Raw genomic sequence first — 18,647 nt, 5'->3', positions numbered from 1 at the left:
GGTCAGAAACGGTCCAGCAGGCGGCGCAGGTAATCCAGTTCCGCTTCTGGCCGGTCCCGCTCGGCCGAGCGGCGGCGCAATTCTTCCAGCAGGTCCTGCGCACGGCGATAGGTGTCCCCACCTTGCAGCATGTCCTGATCGGTGCCCACATCGCCGCCTTGGTTGCGGTCACGGCCCAACGGGTCACGCCCGCCATCGCCGCCTTGCTCAGTGCCCTGTTCGCCTTGTTGCTGGTCACGCTGGTTCTGGGTGGCGGCCTCGTTCATGGCGCGCAGGCCGTCGCGCATGGCCTCCATGGCATCTGCCTGCCGGTTCAGGGCTTCTCCGCTTTCGCCTTGTTCCAGTGCCTCGGCGGCATCTTCCATGGCACGCTGCGCGCGTTCCAGCGCTTCCAGCGCGGCGTCGCCCTCGGCGGTGCCTTCTCCCGGCAGCGGGGCCAACTGCTGGTCGCGCAGCTGATCAGCCAAACCGCGCTGACGCTGCGCCAGTTCGTCAGTGGACGGCGCGCCATCAGGCGCAAGATCATCATCGCCATTGCGGAACTGGTCTTGCAGGTCATTGAACGTGTCATCCGCCAGGTCCTGCTGGTCGCGCAGCGCATCGCCCAGCCCTTCCATGGCTTCATTTCCGGGCATACCCTCGCCGCCCTGCCCTTCGGCCATTTGCAGGTTTTCCAGCAACGCCTGCAACTGGGCCAGCAACTGGGCGGCTTCGTCCATGCGGCCTTCTTCCATCAACTCCTGTATGCGGTCCAGAAGCTGTTGAATCTGGTCTTGGGTAATTTCCATGCTTTCGCCATCGGGGGGCGCTTCGCCGCGTTCGCGGGGCTGCTCGGCCAACTGGCGCATATAATCGCGCATGGCTTCGCGCAATTCATCCATCAACTCGGCCACTTCGGACGGGTCCGCGCCGCTGCGCACGGCCTCGTCCAGCCGTTCCTGCGCGCGCTGCAACCTTTCGCGGGCATCGGCCAGTTCGCCTTCTTCCAGCAACACGGCCAGATCCCACATGCGCTGCGCCAGATCATCACGGGTGGCGCCATCAAGGCCCCCGTCATCCAGACTGGCCAGCAACAGATCGCGGGTTTCGGTAAACCTGATCCGTGCCTCGACCCCGCGAAAGGCATCTTGCGGGTGGTGGCCAATGGCGCGCATCAACTGGCCCGCACGCGTGGCATTTTCGCCCGACCACAGCAAATCGCGCCGCAATTCGATGATTGCCGCCGCCATAGGGTCGAAAAAACGCCTGCCCGGAAGTGTCATTTCCATCGTCTGGCTGTGGCCCTGCTGGCCGCGCGCATCTTCAACCTGAAGGGCCACGGTCACGGGCATATTAGCCCATGGGTGCTGGGAAAAATCCTCGATAAAGGCATCGGAAAATTCGGTCCGCGACCCTGAAACGGGCAAAGGCAGCGCCACGGACAGTGCCGCACGCGGTTCTGGCGGCACAGCAAGGCCGAAATCACGCGACACATTCGCCAGATCCAGATCAATATGCACACGCCCCTCGACCACGCCATAATCATCAGCGGCGGTAAAATCCTGCCGCATCAGCCCGCCACGTTCGCGCTGCGCTGCGCCATCCAGTGCGACTGTCGGCGGTTGGTCGGCCAGCGCGGCCACTTCCCAATCGCGCCCGCCGGGGCCGCGAATGCTAAGCCTGCCGGAACTGTCGATTTCGAAATCCTGTGCCATGTCGGTGGTGTCGGGGTCTTGCCTGTCCGACAGGCTTTCATGCACGGACATGATGCCCTGCTGGCCATAGAACCGCACGGTCACGCGGCTGCCTTGCGGCAGTTCCAGACGGGCGCGGTCCACTTCGTTCAAATACAGGCTGGGCCGTCCGGTATAGGCGGGCGGCTGCACCCACGCTTCCCATGACGGGCCAAGGGCCACCGCCTCGGCGCGGCCCGGTATCTGCGCAAGCTCCGATATCTCGCCAACGCGGGTGGGGGCACCAAACAACAACGATACGGCAAATGCCGTCAACGCGATGTAACGCAGGCCGAAACGGTCAAACCGCGACAGCCGCAGATCGGCGCGCACCGCATCAACATGCGCCAGACGCGCCTGCATCCGCGCCATATGCACGGCCCAAACCCGCGTCGACGCCGCATCTTGCGCGCCAATGGCCTGTTGATCGGACAGCGCGGACAGCGGACGGCCCGGCAGCGCCTGATCCAGACGGCGCGCGGCATCAGCGGGAAACGGCACGCGCAAGCGCCACGCCCCGACCAGCAATGCCCCAAGCAACGCCACCAGAAGCATGATCGCGGCAATATTTGCCCAAAGCAGCGGCAGATGGTCCTGCGCCCCGAACCCAAGGGCTGCGGCGGCAAGCAGCAAAAGGCTGCTGAAGGGCCAGAATGCGCGCACCAACCGTTCCACCCACATCCCTGCCAGTGTCCCGCGCAGCGCGCGGTTCAGGGCAGGTGGTGCGTCTGATTTCTTCCGGTGGAACATCAACCCTCTCTGTGGGCCATGGGGTTCATGGCTTTTGTGTCATCCATTCAGGTAATGTATCGCGGTTGATGATTTCGTCAAAGCTTGGGCGGGGGCGGATGACAGCATATTGATCATCTTTCACCAGAACTTCGGGGATCAGGGGGCGGGTGTTGTATTCTGACGACATGACAGCGCCGTAAGCGCCCGCCGACCGGAACGCGACCAGATCATCGGGGGCCAGCGGCGGCATGTTGCGCGTCTTGGCGAAAGTATCGCCCGATTCGCACACGGGGCCGACAATATCGACGGGGTGCTGCTCGACCCCGGCAAGCGATTCTCGCACCGGAACGATGTCATGATGCGCGCCATACATGGCGGGGCGGATCAGGTCATTCATGGCGGCATCAAGGATCAGGAAATCGCGCCCCTCGCCCTGTTTCAGGTAAATGACCGACGCCACAAGAATACCGGCATTGCCCGCAATCAGGCGGCCCGGTTCAATTTCAATTTCGACATCCAGATCGCCCAGCACGCGCTTGATCATCGCGCCATATTCCAGCGGCAAGGGCGGGGTTTCATTGGACCGCGTATAGGGAATGCCAAGCCCCCCGCCCAGATCCAGCCTGCGGATGGTGTGGCCATCGGCGCGCAATTCGCGTGTCAGATCGGCAATTTTTGTAAATGCCGCTTCAAAAGGCGCAAGGTCGGTCAACTGGCTGCCGATATGCACATCGACGCCGACAATTTCGATACCCGGCAGGGTTGCGGCCTCGGCATAAATGGCGCGGGCCTGCGCGATGGGGACGCCGAATTTGTCTTCCTTGCGGCCTGTGGCGATTTTTTCATGCGTTTTGGCGTCCACATCGGGGTTCACGCGCAGGGTGATCGGGGCAACCGCCCCCATCGCCGACGCAACCGCGGACAGGACGCGCAGTTCTTCCGCCGATTCGACGTTGAACTGCCGGATACCATGGGCCAGCGCATATTCCATTTCCGCGCGCGTCTTGCCCACGCCGGAAAACACGATCCGCGCCCCCGGCACGCCTGCGGCCAATGCGCGGCGGTATTCGCCCCCCGACACCACATCCATACCTGCGCCCAGTTCCGCCAATGTCTGCAAAATGGCCTGATTGGACAGGGATTTGATGGCAAAGCACACCAGATGCTCCATCCCCGAGAGTGCATCCTGAAACAGGCGGAAATGGCGGGTCAGTGTTGCCGTGGAATAACAATAAAACGGCGTGCCCACATCGGCTGCGATGCGGGTCAGGGGCACATCTTCGGCGTGCAGGACACCGTTGCGATATAGAAAATGGTCCATCAGGGGCGCTTTCGGTCAGGCGGCGGGCAGAGCCGTTGGGGCGTGTGCCTTCGGCGAGAGTATTTGAGGCAAGATGAAATAATGGTCAATCCGGTCGCGAGCGCAGGAACAGATAGAGCGGCACACCACAAGACACCCCGATGCAAAATGTTGCAGGGATCGCCAGAAGCCCGATGAGCCGCCGGCGCTGCCAGCTTTCCACAAGCACAAACAGCGTCAGCGCCACCGCCGCAATCGTCAGATCCCAGACCAGCCCGCTGGTGGCGGCATTGACATGCCATGCATCCACCATGGCCATAAGCGACCATTCATTCTGCACAAACCACGTGATGAACCAATACATCGGATGGATCGTGCCCCAGATGGCCAAGGCCAGATAGAGCATGCGCAAAGGTGTCATAGCTCTGTGCTGACGCCAATCCGGGCCTCGCCGGACATGGTGACGCCGCTTTGCGCCGGTTCAGAATAGCTTGGCGGGGCTTCTGCGCCGCATGCGCATAGCACACACACACAGGCCAGCAGGGCATATTTCATTCCAACACTCCTTTCCAGCGCGCGATCTGGTCGCGGACATTTGCAGGGGCCGTGCCGCCATAGCTGGTGCGGCTGTTGACCGAATTCTGCACACCCAAAACAGAATAGACCGCTTGCGTGATTTGACCATGCACATTCTGCATGTCCTCCAGCGTCAGGTCGGGCAGGTCGCAGCCCTTATCCTCGGCCAGTTTGACAAGGGAGCCTGTAACATGGTGCGCCTCGCGGAAGGGCAGGTTCAATTCGCGCACCAGCCAGTCGGCCAGATCGGTCGCGGTCGAGAAACCGGACGCTGCCGCTGCTTCCAGTATGGCGCGGTTGGCCGTCAGGTCGCGCACCATGCCTTCCATTGCGGCAAGGCCCAGCATCAGCGTGTCGGCGGCATCAAAGACCTGTTCCTTGTCTTCCTGCATGTCCTTGGAATAGGCCAGCGGCAGCCCCTTCATGACCGTGAACAGTGCCACCGTCGCGCCAAGGATGCGCCCCAGTTTGGCGCGCAGCAATTCGGCGGCATCGGGATTACGCTTTTGCGGCATGATGCTGGAGCCGGTGGAAAACTGGTCGGACATGCGCACAAAGCGGAATTGCGCAGAGGACCAGATCACCAGTTCTTCGGCGAAGCGGGACAGATGCATCGCGCAGATGCTGGCCGCAGACAGGAATTCCAGCGCGAAATCGCGGTCCGACACAGTATCAAGGGAATTTGCCGTGGGCCGGTCGAAGCCCAGGGTTTGCGCGGTCATCTGCCGGTCGATGGGGAACGACGTGCCCGCCAGCGCCGCCGCCCCAAGGGGGCATTCATTCATACGCGCGCGCGCATCCTGAAAGCGGCCCTTGTCGCGGGCCAGCATTTCCACATAGGCCATCATATGGTGACCCCATGTGACGGGTTGTGCGGTTTGCAGATGGGTGAAACCGGGCATAACCCAATCTGCGCCCGCTTCGGCCTGCGCCAGAAACGCGCGCATCAGCGCATCCAGTCCGGCAATCGCCGCGTCGCACTGGTCGCGCACCCACATGCGGAAATCCAGCGCGACCTGATCATTGCGCGACCGGGCCGTGTGCAAACGCCCCGCTGGCGTGCCGATGATGTCGGACAGGCGGGCCTCGACATTCATGTGAATATCTTCAAGTGCGGCCGAAAATGCGAAAGTGCCGCCCTCAATCTCAGCCAGCACCTGTGTCAGCCCCTGATCGATGGCCTGCGCATCGCGCTGCGCAATAATACCCGTTGCCGCCAGCATGGCCGCATGCGCGCGTGATCCGGTTATGTCTTGCTGCGCCATGCGCTGATCAAAACCGATAGAGGCGTTGATCGCCTCCATTATCGCATGTGGCCCTGCTGCAAAACGCCCGCCCCACATCGAGTTTGCCGAAGATTCGCTCATGAATGCTGCCCCTTGACGCCATCAGATTTTGAAAAATTCTATACGCGTGCCAACCTTCGAAGGCAATCCGCGCCACAAATGCTGTCGAAATATGAAAATAACGAAAGCATTTTATCAAAACGCCTGAATTTAACCGCCAATTAAGCGCGATGCGGCACGGTCGGGAAAAGCCTTGGAGTATTGCAATGCCAAATCAACTTTCCGGCCGGCCCTATAATGAAGACGCGGCGCATGCGTCCCCCTTCGCGGCGGCGGCAGAACAGACACGGCAGGACGCCATCCGTCTGGTTGAACATGCATTGCGGGACCGGCGTGCCATGCTGGCATTCCAACCCGTGGTGCAGGCCCGGATGCCACGCCGCGCGGCATTTTATGAAGGGCTTATCCGCATCATGGACCCGACCGGCAGAATCATTCCTGCGGGTGATTTCATGGGCGCTGTCGAAACCATGGAACTGGGCCGCAAGATTGACTGTCTGGCACTGGAAATGGGGCTGAACACACTGGCAGCGGAACCGGGCATCCGGCTGTCCATCAACATGTCTGCGCGGTCCATCGGATACCCGGACTGGCTGGCCACGCTGGAACGCGGGCTGCGTCAGGACCCCACGATCGGCGAACGGCTGATCCTTGAAATCACGGAATCATCGGCCATCGTCATGCCCGACCTTGTCACTGTTTTCATGCAGGACATGCAGGAACGCGGCATTTGTTTCGCGCTGGATGATTTCGGGGCGGGCTACACGGCATTCCGCTATCTGAAGGACTTCTATTTCGACATCATCAAGATTGACGGCGAATTCATTCGCGGCATCAGCGAAAGCCCGGACAACCAGATACTGACGCAAGCGCTGGTGTCGATTGCACGCCATTTTGACATGTTCACCGTCGCGGAATCCGTCGAAACGCCCGAGGATGCACGCATTCTGATCGATATGGGTGTCGACTGCCTGCAAGGGTATCTGTTCGGCGCGCCCGACACACACGCCCCATGGAAAGTGTCGCATCTTCAGGGTGAGAAGATGACCGGGTGAACGCCCCCATGGCCAACTTCACACCTGTCAGGGGGCGGATCTGCAAATGCAATGTCCGGCAATGCAGTTGTGATCTGGTCGGCACGCTGGCTGCACCCCAAAGCAAGTTCAAAGAAAGCAAATACGGTTATCCGGTTCGGAGTTTCGCCAAAACAGAAGGCTAAAGCGTTTCTGGCGGTTCAAAGAAAAGCCGAAATGCCATGGCGCCCCGCACAGACGGGCGCAGACGCACCCTGCCTGTGGCACATCAGCTTTGGCGGCGCGGGCGGGCGCGCAAGGTCGGGCTGGCGGCAAGCGGGTCTTCTGGCCAGGGGTGTCTGGGGTATTGCCCGCGCATATCCTTGCGCACATCTGCGTAGCTGTTGGCCCAAAAGCCCGGCAAATCCATGGTCACCTGCACGGGCCTGCGCGCCGGTGACAGCAACACCACCCGCAATGGCGCGCGTTTGGGCCCGATTGCGGGATGGTCCGCAACCCCGAACATTTCCTGCAAGCGCACTGCAATTTCCGGCGCGTCGCCACTATAATCAATGGCGACCTTATTGCCCAGCGGCGTGAGGAAATGCGCGGGCGCCAATGTGTCCAGTTGCTGCATCTGCCCCCAGTCCAGCATCGCCCGCAAGGCAGGCAGCACATCGACCGCGCGCAAATCATCGGCAGTGCGGCAATGCATCAGGGACGGTCCAAGCCAGTCTTCCAACCCTGCCAGCAAGGCGTCTTCGGACATATCGGGCAGGTTTATCCCTTGGGCGCGCAGCAAATCCACGCGGGCGATGAACCGCCTCTCTCCGTCGGACAGGGGCAGGCCGATATCGCGCACCCCCATGCAGGCCGCGCCAACCATGGCATCAGGGGGGGCGTTTTGCCAACGGCGGTCGGCAAGCACCAGCGCACCAAAATGCTCCTGCTCGCGCGCGCTGATCCGTTGCTCGCGGCGGGACCAGTCGCAGACCTGCCGCCAGACAATGCGGTCGGCAAAAAGCTGGCGCAGGCTGCCCTCTGACAGGGTGATTGCCTGCCTGATGCGCGCCTCTCTTGGGTTGCCATCGGTGTCGGTTACGACAAGCAGCCGCGTTTGTGCCAGTCCGTCGCCCGCGTCCAGCACGGCCCCCTTGCCCCCCGCAAGCACATAGCGCGGCGCGTCCCCCTTGCGCCGCAATCCGATGCGGTCGGGATAGGCCAGCGCGACCATTTCCGCGCTGCTGTGCACTGCGTTGGCCGTGGGGACCAGCCGTGCCAGCCGGCGGGCTTCGTCCCTGACGCGCGCAAGGGCCGCGTGATGGATGGCATAGGGGCGCGCGCTGGCGAACTTGCGCGGGTCCAGGTAAGCCTCCAGCCGCAGGGCCAGATCTGCGGGGGCCGATTGCAGGATGTCGCGTTCGGACAACAGCGCCGCCAGCGACGCGGCGTCGCGCCCCGCGCATAGCAGCATATGCGCCAGTCGCGGATGCAGGGGCAATCGCGCCATGTCGCGCCCATGTGCAGTGATCCGGCCCGCCTCGTCCAGCGCGCCAAGATCGGCCAACACTGCGCGGGCTTCGGCCAGTGCGGCGGGCGGCGGTGGCGTCAGAAACCGCAACCCCGCATCACTGCCCCAAAGCGCCAGATCAAGCGCCAGTGCCGCCAGATCCGCGCGTTCAATTTCGGGCGGCGCGAAGGCCTGCAACGCCCCTTCCTCGGCCCGCGCCCACATGCGAAAACACACGCCCGGCTCCATTCGCCCCGCGCGGCCACGGCGCTGCTCGGCCTCGGCGCGGGTGACGCGTTCGGTGATCAGCCGCGACATGCCACTGCCCGGATCAAACCGCGCGCGCCGCGCCAGCCCGCAATCGACCACCACGCGCACCCCTTCGATGGTCAGCGATGTTTCGGCGATTGCGGTGGCCAGCACCAGTTTGCGCCCGGCTTTCGCGGGTTGCAGTGCTGCGCGTTGCTGCGAAAACGGCAATGCGCCATAAAGCGGGTGCAAATCCGTGTCCGCTGGCAGGTCGGGGGCAAGGGCCGCCGCGACGCGCCTGATTTCCCCTTCGCCCGGCAGGAATGCCAGCACCGATCCGGTTTGCGTGCGCAAGGCATCAAGGATCAGATCAGCGGCGGCGCGTTCAAATCGCACAGCGCGGCCCAAGGGACGGTCCAGCCATCGGGTCTCCACTGGGTAGGTGCGCCCTTGCGCCGTCAGAACCGGCGCATCGTCCAGCATGGCCGCCACAGGGGCGGCATCGAGTGTGGCGGACATAACGATAAGCAACAAATCAGGGCGCAGCGCCTCTCGCATTTCCCAAACCAGCGCCAGCCCCAGATCGGCATTGACCGAACGTTCATGAAATTCATCGAAAATCACGGCGCCCACGCCTGCAAGTTCGGGGTCATTTTGCAGCATGCGGGTCAGAATGCCTTCGGTGACCACCTCTATTCTGGTGGTGGGGCCTGTGACGGATTCGCCGCGGATACGGTAGCCCACTTGCGCGCCCACACGTTCGCCCAGAAGATGCGCCATTTGCTCTGCCGCGGCACGGGCGGCCAGACGGCGCGGCTCCAGCATGACAATCCTGCCCTTGACCTGATCAAGCAGCGCAAGCGGAACGCGCGTTGTCTTGCCTGCGCCCGGCGGGGCTTGCAGCACAAGCCGCCCCGCTATCGCAAGGGTCGATGTCAATTCGGGCAGGATATCTTCGATGGGCAATCGCATGAACAGCGTTATGCCGCCATTTGTCGCGGTCTTGCAACGCCATGCGGCATTCCCGCCCCTGACATATGCGCCAAATCAGGGGGCGGGGCTGGACAAACAGGGCGCAGGCGGGCCATTTGGGACAGCAACACGAAACGGGGGCGCAAATGGATATCGCAAGCTTGGCAGATGCGGTGCAGCGGGGCGAACGCAGGGCCATCGCACGCGCGATCACGCTTGTTGAAAGCACCCGCGCCGAACATCGGGTGCAGGCCACAGATTTGCTGGAAACACTGGCCCGCACTGGCCGCGAATCCATCCGTATCGGCCTTTCGGGCACGCCCGGGGTGGGCAAATCCACTTTCATCGAAAGTTTTGGCCTGATGCTGGTCGAACAGGGCTTGCGGGTGGCCGTGCTGGCGGTTGATCCGTCCAGCAAGCGCACAGGCGGGTCCATTCTGGGCGACAAAACACGGATGGAGCAGTTATCGCGCAGCCCCCACGCCTTTATCCGCCCAAGCCCCAGCCGGTCGCATCTGGGCGGTGTGGCGCGGCGCACGCGCGAAGCCGTGGCCCTGTGCGAGGCAGCAGGCTATGACGTGGTGCTGATTGAAACCGTGGGCGTCGGCCAGTCGGAAACAGTGGTTGCGGAATTGTCGGATGTATTCTTGTTGCTGCTGGCGCCCGCAGGCGGCGACGAATTGCAAGGCGTCAAGCGCGGCATCATGGAAGCGGCGGATATCATTCTGGTGAACAAGGCAGATGGCGACCTGAAACCGGCGGCCATGCGAACCTGCGCGGATTATGCAGGGGCCTTGCGCCTGTTGCGCCGCAGACCGCAAGACCCTGACGGCTTTCCCAAGGCCATGACCGTTTCGGCGCTGAACGTGGCCGGGCTTGATCAGGCGTGGTCCGAAATCTGCAATCTGGTTGAATGGCGGCAGGCGCAGGGGCATTGGCAGGCCCGCCGTATCGCGCAAGCCCGCCACTGGTTCGAAGAAGAAGTCCGCCAGACACTGCTGGCGCGTCTGGATGGGCCGAATGCGCGCAGCCTGATGCAGGCGCTTTCCAGACAGGTGGCCGAAGGGCAGATCACCGCAAGCCGTGCTGCGGAAGATCTGTTCGACCGCATCTGGCCGGAAATGGGCGGGACAAATCCATCGGAATCGCTTGACGCCGCCACCGATACCCCCTAATAGCGCGGGAACGAAATTCACGGCGCTGCGCAGCAGTGCCCTTTGGTATGTGGTGGTTTGGCGTCTTATGTCACCCGCCCTTATGAAAAAGTCGAGGATAAGCCATGTCGCGCCGCTGCGAATTGACCGGAAAAGGCCCGATGTCGGGCAACAACGTAAGCCACGCCAACAACAAGACCCGTCGTCGCTTTCTGCCGAACCTGCAAGATGTGTCGCTTCAGTCTGAAGTGTTGGGCCGCAGCTTCAAACTGCGCGTTTCTTCGGCAGCGCTGCGTTCGGTAGACCATCGCGGTGGTCTGGATGCGTATCTTGCACGCGCCAAAGACGAAGAACTGTCTTCGAACGCTCAGAAAATCAAGCGCGACGTTGCAAAAGCGCAAACCGCAGCCTGAGCTACAGTATTTTAGAAAGGGCCTCCGGCATGACCGGGGGCCTTTTTGCATGACACGCCCAGCTGCCCGTTGCATTCCTGCTCATGATACAGCAAGAACAACCCCGTGGTCCCGTAGCTCAACTGGATAGAGCACCTGACTTCTAATCAGGATGTTGGGGGTTCGAGTCCTCCCGGGATCGCCAATTATTCATTATTCTGTAGTCTTAGATCTCATCCGGGCATGGCGCGGCAACCTTCGCAGGTGCAGCATTTTCATTGCATTTGAGGTAGCGACGCGTTAGCAGTTATGAAGATGCGGGTTTTGTCGCGCATCCGCGATGTCCCGGCGAGGTGCTCAGTATTGAAGCATGTCATCCGATACGAGTGCCCCCCAGCTTAGTTTTGTTGCTTTCCCGCTTGCATGCTCAAGGTTGAGCGTGTATCGCTCAAAACTGAGCAATCCAGCGTGTGCCGCTTCACATTTGACCCTGACACTATCAAGGTAGTCCTTGGGCAGCAGCCTGCGAGAAAGCACTCCGACTATGACCACACAACGAAACAAGCTGCGCGAGGATGTAAAGTTCCGTATCTTGCGTATCCTTCAGGATAATCCGGAACTGAGCCAGCGAGAGCTGGCCAGGAAAGTCGGTGTCAGCACTGGCGGAGTTCATTATGTGCTTAATGCGCTGGTCGAGAAGGGAATGCTAAAGCTTTCGAATTTCTCGGCGGCCAAGGACAAGCGGCGATATGCCTATTTGCTGACGCCCTCGGGCATTGCGGAAAGGGCGCGACTGACACGGCGCTTCATGCTTCGCAAACTCGCGGAATATGAAGCCCTAAAGGCAGAAATAGAGGAGGTTGGCGCCGAGTTTTCCGAACAGGAAATGGACAAGATCCGGGCCGATCTGAAGTCTGGGGATTCAGCGTCTTGAGATATCATCTGACACCGCCCTCATTCACGGCCATCATGCTGATCGCGGCCCCTCAGTTCATTGTGGATACCGAATTGAAGGTGAATTTCTGAACATGCCCCCTTCTTTTGGAACCAGCGGCCTGCGGGGCCTTGTCACGGAACTAACCGATGATCTGGTCAACGATATGGTGCGCGCCTATCTGGCGGCCTGCGCGCATGGCGGGGCGGTCATGGTGGGGTGGGATCTGCGCGCTTCCTCGCCCGGGATTGCCGCAACTGTGCTGGAGGCATTGCGCGCGGCAGGGGTGCAACCCATCTGTGCCGGTGCTGTGCCGACCCCGGCACTGGCGCTGGCCACAACCACGCGAGGGTGCGGGGCGGTCATGGTTACGGGTAGCCATATTCCGGCTGATCGCAACGGCCTGAAATTCTACACGGTCACGGGCGAGATTTCCAAACAGGACGAACAGGCCATTCTTGCGGCCGCTGGCCAGAATTGGCCATTCTCCGACCCATTGCCGCAGGTGATTGACGCGCCGGAAACCGCACCCGCTTATGTTGCGCGCTATCTGTCAGCCTACGGGCCACAAGCGCTGGCGGGGTTGCGCATTGGTGTCTATCAACACAGTTCGGTAGCACGCGATTTGATGATGGATGTCTTTGCCGGCCTTGGGGCCGCGCCCGTAGCGCTGGCGCGTGCCGATCATTTCATCCCGGTCGATACCGAAGCCGTCGCGCCAGAGACACGCGCGCAACTGGCCGAATGGTGCGATCAGCACCAGTTGGATGCGTTGGTGTCAACCGATGGCGATGCGGACCGCCCGCTTCTGTGCGATGCGCAAGGCCAAGTGGTGCCCGGTGATGTGCTGGGCGTTCTGACCGCCCGCGCGCTGGGGGCGGGTGTTATCTGCACGCCCGTATCCTCGAATTCGATGGTCGATCTGTTACCGGATTTCAAGGTCGTGACGCGCACGCGCATCGGCTCGCCTCATGTCATCGCCGCAATGGATGCCGCGCTTGCCGCTGATCCGGCGGCAAAGGTGGTCGGCTATGAAGCCAATGGGGGCTTTCTGCTGGGGTTTGCCGCTGATGGCCCGGCTGGGCCGCTGCCACCGCTGATGACCCGCGATTGCCTGCTGCCGGTGATCGCGCCCCTGGCTGCGGCACATGCGGCAGGGCAGGGCATTGCCAGCATGCTGGCGGGCTTGCCTGCGCGCTTTACGGCTGCCGACCGCGTGCAACAGGTGCCCGCTGAGGCGTCAGGTGCCTTTATTGCCAGCTTGCAAGCTGATGCAAAGGCGCGCGCCAGCTTTTTCGAGACAGGACACCCAGAGGTTGATCTGGACATGACCGACGGGTTACGCGTTGCCTTTGCAGGCGGGCAGATCGTGCATCTGCGCCCGTCGGGCAACGCGCCGGAATGCCGCTGCTATGCCGAGGCCGCAACACGGCAAGAGGCGGAATATCTGGTTCGCCATCATCTGCAAAAACTGCGCGCGGTGCTGACTGAAGGAGGGAATACCTGACCGGACTTGTCTGAAACACAGATATCTGCCCGATTTTTTTGCATTAAGGGCGCATTGCTGCAATGCAGAAAAAATTCCTGACCATCATCTTGACGACATGGCAGACCGGGTGAGAAGAGCGAGTGCAGGCGGCCGTATTTGATGGCTCCGTCGCACGGATTACGAAACAACGACGCTTGGGATCGAAATGATATGATTACTCCTGTTATCCTATGTGGCGGTTCGGGCACACGGCTATGGCCGCTGTCGCGCAAGGCGTATCCGAAACAATTCGTGCCTCTCGTGGGGGACAACACCCTGTTTCAAACCTCGGCGCTTCGGGCCAGCGGCGATGGGTTTTGCAAGCCTCTTGTGATTACGAATTCCGATTTCCGTTTTATTGTTCAGGACCAGTTGGCAGCCGCGGGGCTGGCTGCGCAAACAATCATGATTGAGCCTGCTGCGCGCAACACGGCCCCTGCCGTGCTCGCCGCCGCTTTGCATGCGCAGTCTGGCGACCCGGATGCCGTTCTGCTGGTCGCCCCGTCCGACCATGTGGTGCCCGACGCGGCCGCTTTTGTCGCCGCAGTTCATGCAGGCATGCGCTCGGTGGAACAGGGGCGGCTGGTCACATTCGGCATTACGCCCACTTATCCTGAAACCGGCTACGGCTATCTGGAACTCGCGCAAGACCCAAAAGGGGAAGCCGGGCCTGTGGCGCTGTCACGCTTTGTCGAGAAACCCGATATGGCCCGCGCACAGCAGATGCAGGAAAGCGGAAAATATCTTTGGAATTCAGGCATTTTCCTGTTCCGCGCGCGCGATATCATTGCAGCGTTTCATCAGTATATGCCCGACATGCTGCAACTTGCCACACAGGCCGTGGCAGACGCGCAGGAAGACATCGGCTTTCTGCGGCTGGCCCCTGAGCCTTGGGCGCAGATCGAAGACATATCCATCGATCATGCGGTGATGGAAAAGGCGGATAACCTGTCTGTTGTGCCCTTCGCAGCTGGCTGGTCCGATCTGGGCGGTTGGGATGCTGTCTGGCGCGAAGGGGCACGCGATGCGCAGGGCGTGCAAATCTCTGGCGCGGCCACGTCGATTGATTGCGAAGACACCCTGTTGCGCTCTGACAGCGATGATCTGGAACTCGTAGGCATTGGCCTGAAGGATATGGTCGTTGTTGCCATGAATGATGCGGTTCTGGTGGCTGATAAATCTCGCGCGCAGGATGTGAAGCTGGCCGTCGCGGCGCTGAAGAAGAAGGGCGCGAAACAGGCCACTGAATTGCCCAAGGACCACCGCCCCTGGGGCTGGTTCGAAAGTCTTGCGTTGGGATCACGCTTTCAGGTCAAGCGCATCCATGTCCATCCGGGCGCGGCCTTGTCGCTGCAAAGCCATTTCCACCGATCAGAGCACTGGATCGTTGTCGAAGGCACAGCAAAGGTCACTGTAGATACGGAGACACGGCTGGTGACCGAAAACCAGTCCATCTACATCCCGCTGGGGGCTGTCCACCGCATGGAAAACCCCGGCAAGGTTCCGATGGTGCTGATCGAGGTGCAGACAGGGTCTTATGTCGGCGAGGATGACATCGTCCGCTATGAAGACAAATATGCACGCGGACAGGGGGCGAAGGGATGAGTATGCCAATGCAAACGGACCCGATTGTAGTTTTTGGCGGGACAGGATTTGTCGGCGGGCATTTGCTCAACAAGTTGAAGGCGATACATCACGGGCGCATCATCTCAGTCGATGCGAAGGCTCCGGCGCTACGGTGCGAAGGTGTTGAATATGTAACTCATGACGTACGCGACCTTACGGCGCTTGATTTGGGATGTGAAGTTCCGACGATATTCAATCTCGCAGCGGTGCACACAACACCAGGACATGCGCCATGGGAATATTATGACACAAATGTGCGTGGTGCGATCCAGATAGCACGGTTTGCACGGGCACATAAAACACGCCAGATCTGTTTCACCAGCTCAATATCGATCTATGGACCGTCCGAAGCACCCAAAGACGAAACGGCAGTTGCTGAACCTGAATCAGACTATGGCCGCTCGAAACTCATGGCCGAGTATGTGTTTTCTGATTGGGTGAACGAGGCGCAGGAGCGACGTCTTGTGATTACCCGCCCTGCAGTTGTTTTCGGCCCGCGCGAAGGGGGCAATTTTACACGCCTTGCGCGTATGCTTCAACGTGGTCTGTTCGTCTATCCTGGTCGGCAAGACACGATCAAGTCCTGCATTTATGTGGATGATCTGATCGAATGGATGCTCTACGCTCTCGAACAGCAGGAGAAAACAGTCCTGTTCAATGCAGCGTTTCACGATCGCTATACGATCAAGGACATTGTCGAGACCTTTCGGGCAGTGGCATTCCCGAAGGCGCGAACGCTCACTCTGCCTGCAGTACTGCTGAAAGCTGTCGCAACAGTCTTGCAACCAATATCAAGGTCAGGGCTTGGGGTGCATCCTGAACGGATCGAGAAACTGATGCGTTCAACGAACATCCTGCCTGCTTGGGCTGACGCGCAGGGGCTGCCGACAAAAAATCGCCTTCGCGTTTCACTCGAATCCTGGCGCGAGCAAACAAACGGAGATTTTTCGTGAACAATCTTCGCGAAACAGGTCATTTTTTCAGACGCACGTTGTGTATCCACTTTACGCATAAGTGGCAGCGCGTGTGTCGAGCCATATTTTGACAGGAGAATATCCATGCGTGTCTTGGTTCACGACTACTCTGGACACCCGTTCCAAGTTCAACTGACCCGCAAACTGGCGCTGCGGGGCATGACAACTCGTCATGTATTCTCGACGTCTTTTCAGACCCCAAAGGGTGATCTGGAGCGTCGTAATGACGACCCTGAGGGTTTCGATGTCGTGCCGCTATCTTTAGCAGAGCCTTTTGTTAAGGACTCCTTTGTCCGGCGGCGCAGCCAAGAGATCGAATTCGGGCGGCTGGTTGCCGCGCAGGTCACCGAATTCAAACCCGACGTAGTGATCTCAAGCAACGCGCCGCTCGATTGCCAAAAGATGATTTGGCGCGAATGCACACGTCTTGGTATCCCGAAGATATTCTGGCTGCAGGATATTTACAGCGAGGCGATTTTACGCATCCTGTCAAAAAAACTCCCGGTCGTGGGTCATTTTGTTGGCCTTCATTATCAGCGTATGGAGTATGATATGCTTCGGCGCGCTGAACATGTCGTTGCGATTAGCGAAGACTTCCTTCCAATCATCACACAGCACGGTGTTGATCCATCGCGCACAACAGTAGTAGAGAACTGGGCACCGCTGGCAGACTTAACCCCCCAGCCCCGAGATAACGCTTGGGCGCAAGAGCACATGTCTGCTGATCGGCCGAGGGTTGTTTATTCCGGGACGCTGGGGATGAAGCATAACCCAGAGCATCTGATCACAATAGCCAAGAGCTGTCCTGAAGCAGACGTTTATGTTTTTTCCGAAGGCGCGGCGGCCAGTGAAGTCGCCCGGCGCGCAGAGCGGGACGGAATTTCAAACCTGCACGTCCGACCATGGATTCCTTTTAAGTGCATGCCTGACATGCTCAGTGGCGCAGATATTCTTATGGTCCTGCTTGAGGAGGACGCCGGCTTGTTCTCGGTGCCGTCCAAAGTGCTGACCTACGCCACCATGGGTCGACCGATCTGCGCGTCTATTCCGGAGGCTAATCTGGCCAGCCAGATCATAACCCGCAACGAAATGGGCCTTATCGCCGCGCCCTCCAGACCGGATGTGCTCGCTCAACATGTACGTTCACTGATCAATGATCCGGCGCGCCGCGAAGTGATGGGTCGCGGCGCCCGCGCATACGCGGAACGAACCTTCGACATCGAGGCGATTACAGACAGCTTCCAAACGATACTAGAGCAACTAGGCTCAAAGGCTTGAAAATCATGTCCACCTGCGTTACCCGACCTCCTATCGTAATAGTAAAATATTCACTTGCGCGTAGAAGGGCGTCGATCTCGATTAGGGGGGGCTTCTTCGCTGTTTGTGCATCTGAAGGGCTTCGGCTTTTCGGCGCGTTGCGTGAATTCTCAAGCAGTGTCAGACATTCTTGGTTGCAAACCGCAGGCCGTGCAAAGCTTGCTTGCGGATGCAGATACGGCGCGCGAAATGGGCAAGGCCGCGCGCGCATCTACAGAACAGAACTTTGATCTTGACCATGTGATTAACGAGTTCCAGGACGTATTTCAAAAGGTTGAAGTGCCTTGATCGCTTTAGCGGAACAACACGGATTAATGAGGGACAAGAATGACTAAAACAGCACTTGTTTGTGGCGCCGGTGGTTTTATTGGCGGTCACTTGGTAAAGCGACTGAAAAAAGAAGGTTTCTGGGTTCGGGGTGTAGACCTGAAATTCCACGAATATTGTGAAACCGAAGCTGATGATTTCGTTATCGGTGACTTGCGCGATCAGCAATTCGTCCGGTCTGTTATTGACCGCCGCTTTGACGAGGTTTACCAGCTTGCAGCCGATATGGGCGGCGCGGGATATATTTTCACCGGCGAAAATGACGCCGACATCATGCACAATTCTGCGACGATCAACCTGAACGTTCTTGATGCATGTCACAAGCGCACCATCAAGCGGGTGTTCTACAGCTCCTCTGCGTGCATGTATCCTGAACATAACCAGCTTGACCCTGATAACCCAAACTGCGCCGAAGACAGTGCCTATCCGGCAAACCCCGATAGCGAATATGGTTGGGAGAAGCTGTTTTCCGAACGTTTGTATCTGGCGTATAACCGCAATTATGGAATGCAGAACCGTGTTGCACGCTACCACAATATTTTCGGCCCCGAGGGCACATGGGATGGCGGCAAGGAAAAGGCACCTGCCGCAATGTCACGCAAGGTTGCCATGGCCGCCGATGGTGGCAAAATCGAGGTCTGGGGCGATGGCAAGCAGACGCGTTCCTTCCTGTATGTGGACGAATGTGTTGAAGGTACGATACGTCTGCTTCGGTCAGAATTTGAAGGTCCGGTCAATATCGGCTCGGAAGAAATGGTCTCGATCAACCAACTTGCGCAAATGGTGATTGATCTTTCTGAAAAGGACATCGGGATCGAGAATATTCCGGGGCCGCTTGGCGTTCGCGGTCGCAATTCAGACAACCGCCTGATCCGGGACCGTCTTGGCTGGGAACCGTCGCAGGCGCTGATCGACGGGATGAGTGTCACCTATGACTGGATCAAGGGTCAGGTTGACAAGAAACATAACCAGAAGAAAGCCTAAA

At 59.7% G+C, this 18,647-nt stretch carries 16 protein-coding genes and 1 tRNA gene; 11 read left to right on the top strand and 6 right to left on the bottom strand.

The window, feature by feature from the left end; genetic code table 11:
* Positions 1 to 2: 2 nt before the first annotated feature.
* The 5 genes from P8S53_RS02865 to argH form a co-directional block, all read right to left on the bottom strand.
* Positions 3 to 2,462, bottom strand: a complete 2,460-nt coding sequence (locus tag P8S53_RS02865) for a DUF4175 domain-containing protein (protein ID WP_277805658.1) — start codon at positions 2,460 to 2,462, stop codon at positions 3 to 5.
* 25 nt (positions 2,463 to 2,487) lie between these two features.
* On the bottom strand, positions 2,488 to 3,765 hold the full coding sequence (gene lysA / locus P8S53_RS02860; RefSeq protein WP_277805657.1) for a diaminopimelate decarboxylase: 1,278 nt from the start codon (positions 3,763 to 3,765) through the stop codon (positions 2,488 to 2,490).
* A gap of 85 nt (positions 3,766 to 3,850) precedes the next feature.
* Positions 3,851 to 4,165, bottom strand: coding sequence for a DUF2834 domain-containing protein (locus P8S53_RS02855; protein ID WP_277805656.1), 315 nt, complete (start codon positions 4,163 to 4,165; stop codon positions 3,851 to 3,853).
* Complete coding sequence (locus tag P8S53_RS02850) at positions 4,162 to 4,299, bottom strand: hypothetical protein (RefSeq protein ID WP_277805655.1); 138 nt, start codon at positions 4,297 to 4,299, stop codon at positions 4,162 to 4,164. The genes P8S53_RS02855 and P8S53_RS02850 overlap by 4 nt, the downstream gene beginning before the upstream one ends.
* The gene (gene argH / locus P8S53_RS02845; RefSeq protein WP_277805654.1) at positions 4,296 to 5,687 is read right to left on the bottom strand and encodes an argininosuccinate lyase; all 1,392 of its coding nucleotides are present in this window, start codon (positions 5,685 to 5,687) and stop codon (positions 4,296 to 4,298) included. The genes P8S53_RS02850 and argH overlap by 4 nt, the downstream gene beginning before the upstream one ends.
* 185 nt (positions 5,688 to 5,872) lie before the next feature.
* On the opposite strand from argH, the gene P8S53_RS02840 reads away from it, so the two are divergent.
* Positions 5,873 to 6,721 carry an EAL domain-containing protein gene (locus P8S53_RS02840; RefSeq protein WP_277805653.1) on the top strand — a complete coding sequence of 283 codons (849 nt, stop codon included), beginning with the start codon at positions 5,873 to 5,875 and terminating at the stop codon, positions 6,719 to 6,721.
* A gap of 247 nt (positions 6,722 to 6,968) precedes the next feature.
* Here P8S53_RS02840 and hrpB read toward each other — a convergent pair whose 3' ends face one another.
* Complete coding sequence (hrpB, locus tag P8S53_RS02835; protein WP_277805652.1) at positions 6,969 to 9,410, bottom strand: ATP-dependent helicase HrpB; 2,442 nt, start codon at positions 9,408 to 9,410, stop codon at positions 6,969 to 6,971.
* Between the two features lie 146 nt (positions 9,411 to 9,556).
* On the opposite strand from hrpB, the gene meaB reads away from it, so the two are divergent.
* The 10 genes from meaB to P8S53_RS02785 all read left to right on the top strand — a co-directional run bounded on the left by meaB (position 9,557) and on the right by P8S53_RS02785 (position 18,646).
* Complete coding sequence (gene meaB, locus P8S53_RS02830) at positions 9,557 to 10,585, top strand: methylmalonyl Co-A mutase-associated GTPase MeaB (protein ID WP_277805651.1); 1,029 nt, start codon at positions 9,557 to 9,559, stop codon at positions 10,583 to 10,585.
* A 104-nt stretch (positions 10,586 to 10,689) separates the two neighbouring features.
* The gene (gene rpmB, locus P8S53_RS02825) at positions 10,690 to 10,977 is read left to right on the top strand and encodes a 50S ribosomal protein L28 (RefSeq protein ID WP_277805650.1); all 288 of its coding nucleotides are present in this window, start codon (positions 10,690 to 10,692) and stop codon (positions 10,975 to 10,977) included.
* Between the two features lie 107 nt (positions 10,978 to 11,084).
* Positions 11,085 to 11,161 (top strand) — tRNA-Arg (locus tag P8S53_RS02820).
* 339 nt (positions 11,162 to 11,500) lie between these two features.
* Positions 11,501 to 11,890 (top strand): MarR family EPS-associated transcriptional regulator, encoded by a 390-nt coding sequence (locus P8S53_RS02815; protein WP_277805649.1) that lies wholly within the window; start codon positions 11,501 to 11,503, stop codon positions 11,888 to 11,890.
* Positions 11,891 to 11,984: 94 nt separating this feature from the next.
* The gene (locus P8S53_RS02810; RefSeq protein ID WP_277805648.1) at positions 11,985 to 13,397 is read left to right on the top strand and encodes a phosphomannomutase; all 1,413 of its coding nucleotides are present in this window, start codon (positions 11,985 to 11,987) and stop codon (positions 13,395 to 13,397) included.
* A gap of 192 nt (positions 13,398 to 13,589) precedes the next feature.
* The gene (locus P8S53_RS02805; protein WP_277805647.1) at positions 13,590 to 15,023 is read left to right on the top strand and encodes a mannose-1-phosphate guanylyltransferase/mannose-6-phosphate isomerase; all 1,434 of its coding nucleotides are present in this window, start codon (positions 13,590 to 13,592) and stop codon (positions 15,021 to 15,023) included.
* On the top strand, positions 15,020 to 15,997 hold the full coding sequence (locus P8S53_RS02800) for an NAD(P)-dependent oxidoreductase (protein ID WP_277805646.1): 978 nt from the start codon (positions 15,020 to 15,022) through the stop codon (positions 15,995 to 15,997). The genes P8S53_RS02805 and P8S53_RS02800 overlap by 4 nt, the downstream gene beginning before the upstream one ends.
* Before the next feature lie 105 nt (positions 15,998 to 16,102).
* A complete protein-coding gene (locus P8S53_RS02795) occupies positions 16,103 to 17,296 on the top strand; it encodes a glycosyltransferase family 4 protein (protein ID WP_277805645.1) in 1,194 nt (397 codons plus the stop codon).
* Positions 17,297 to 17,350: 54 nt separating this feature from the next.
* The gene (locus tag P8S53_RS02790; protein ID WP_277805644.1) at positions 17,351 to 17,623 is read left to right on the top strand and encodes a hypothetical protein; all 273 of its coding nucleotides are present in this window, start codon (positions 17,351 to 17,353) and stop codon (positions 17,621 to 17,623) included.
* A gap of 39 nt (positions 17,624 to 17,662) precedes the next feature.
* Positions 17,663 to 18,646 carry an NAD-dependent epimerase/dehydratase family protein gene (locus P8S53_RS02785; RefSeq protein ID WP_277805643.1) on the top strand — a complete coding sequence of 328 codons (984 nt, stop codon included), beginning with the start codon at positions 17,663 to 17,665 and terminating at the stop codon, positions 18,644 to 18,646.
* The last annotated feature ends 1 nt before the right edge of the window (position 18,647 follow it).

The organism is Roseinatronobacter sp. S2 (assembly GCF_029581395.1).
GTDB lineage: Bacteria > Pseudomonadota > Alphaproteobacteria > Rhodobacterales > Rhodobacteraceae > Roseinatronobacter.
This window is presented reverse-complemented; position numbering and strand designations above follow the sequence as displayed.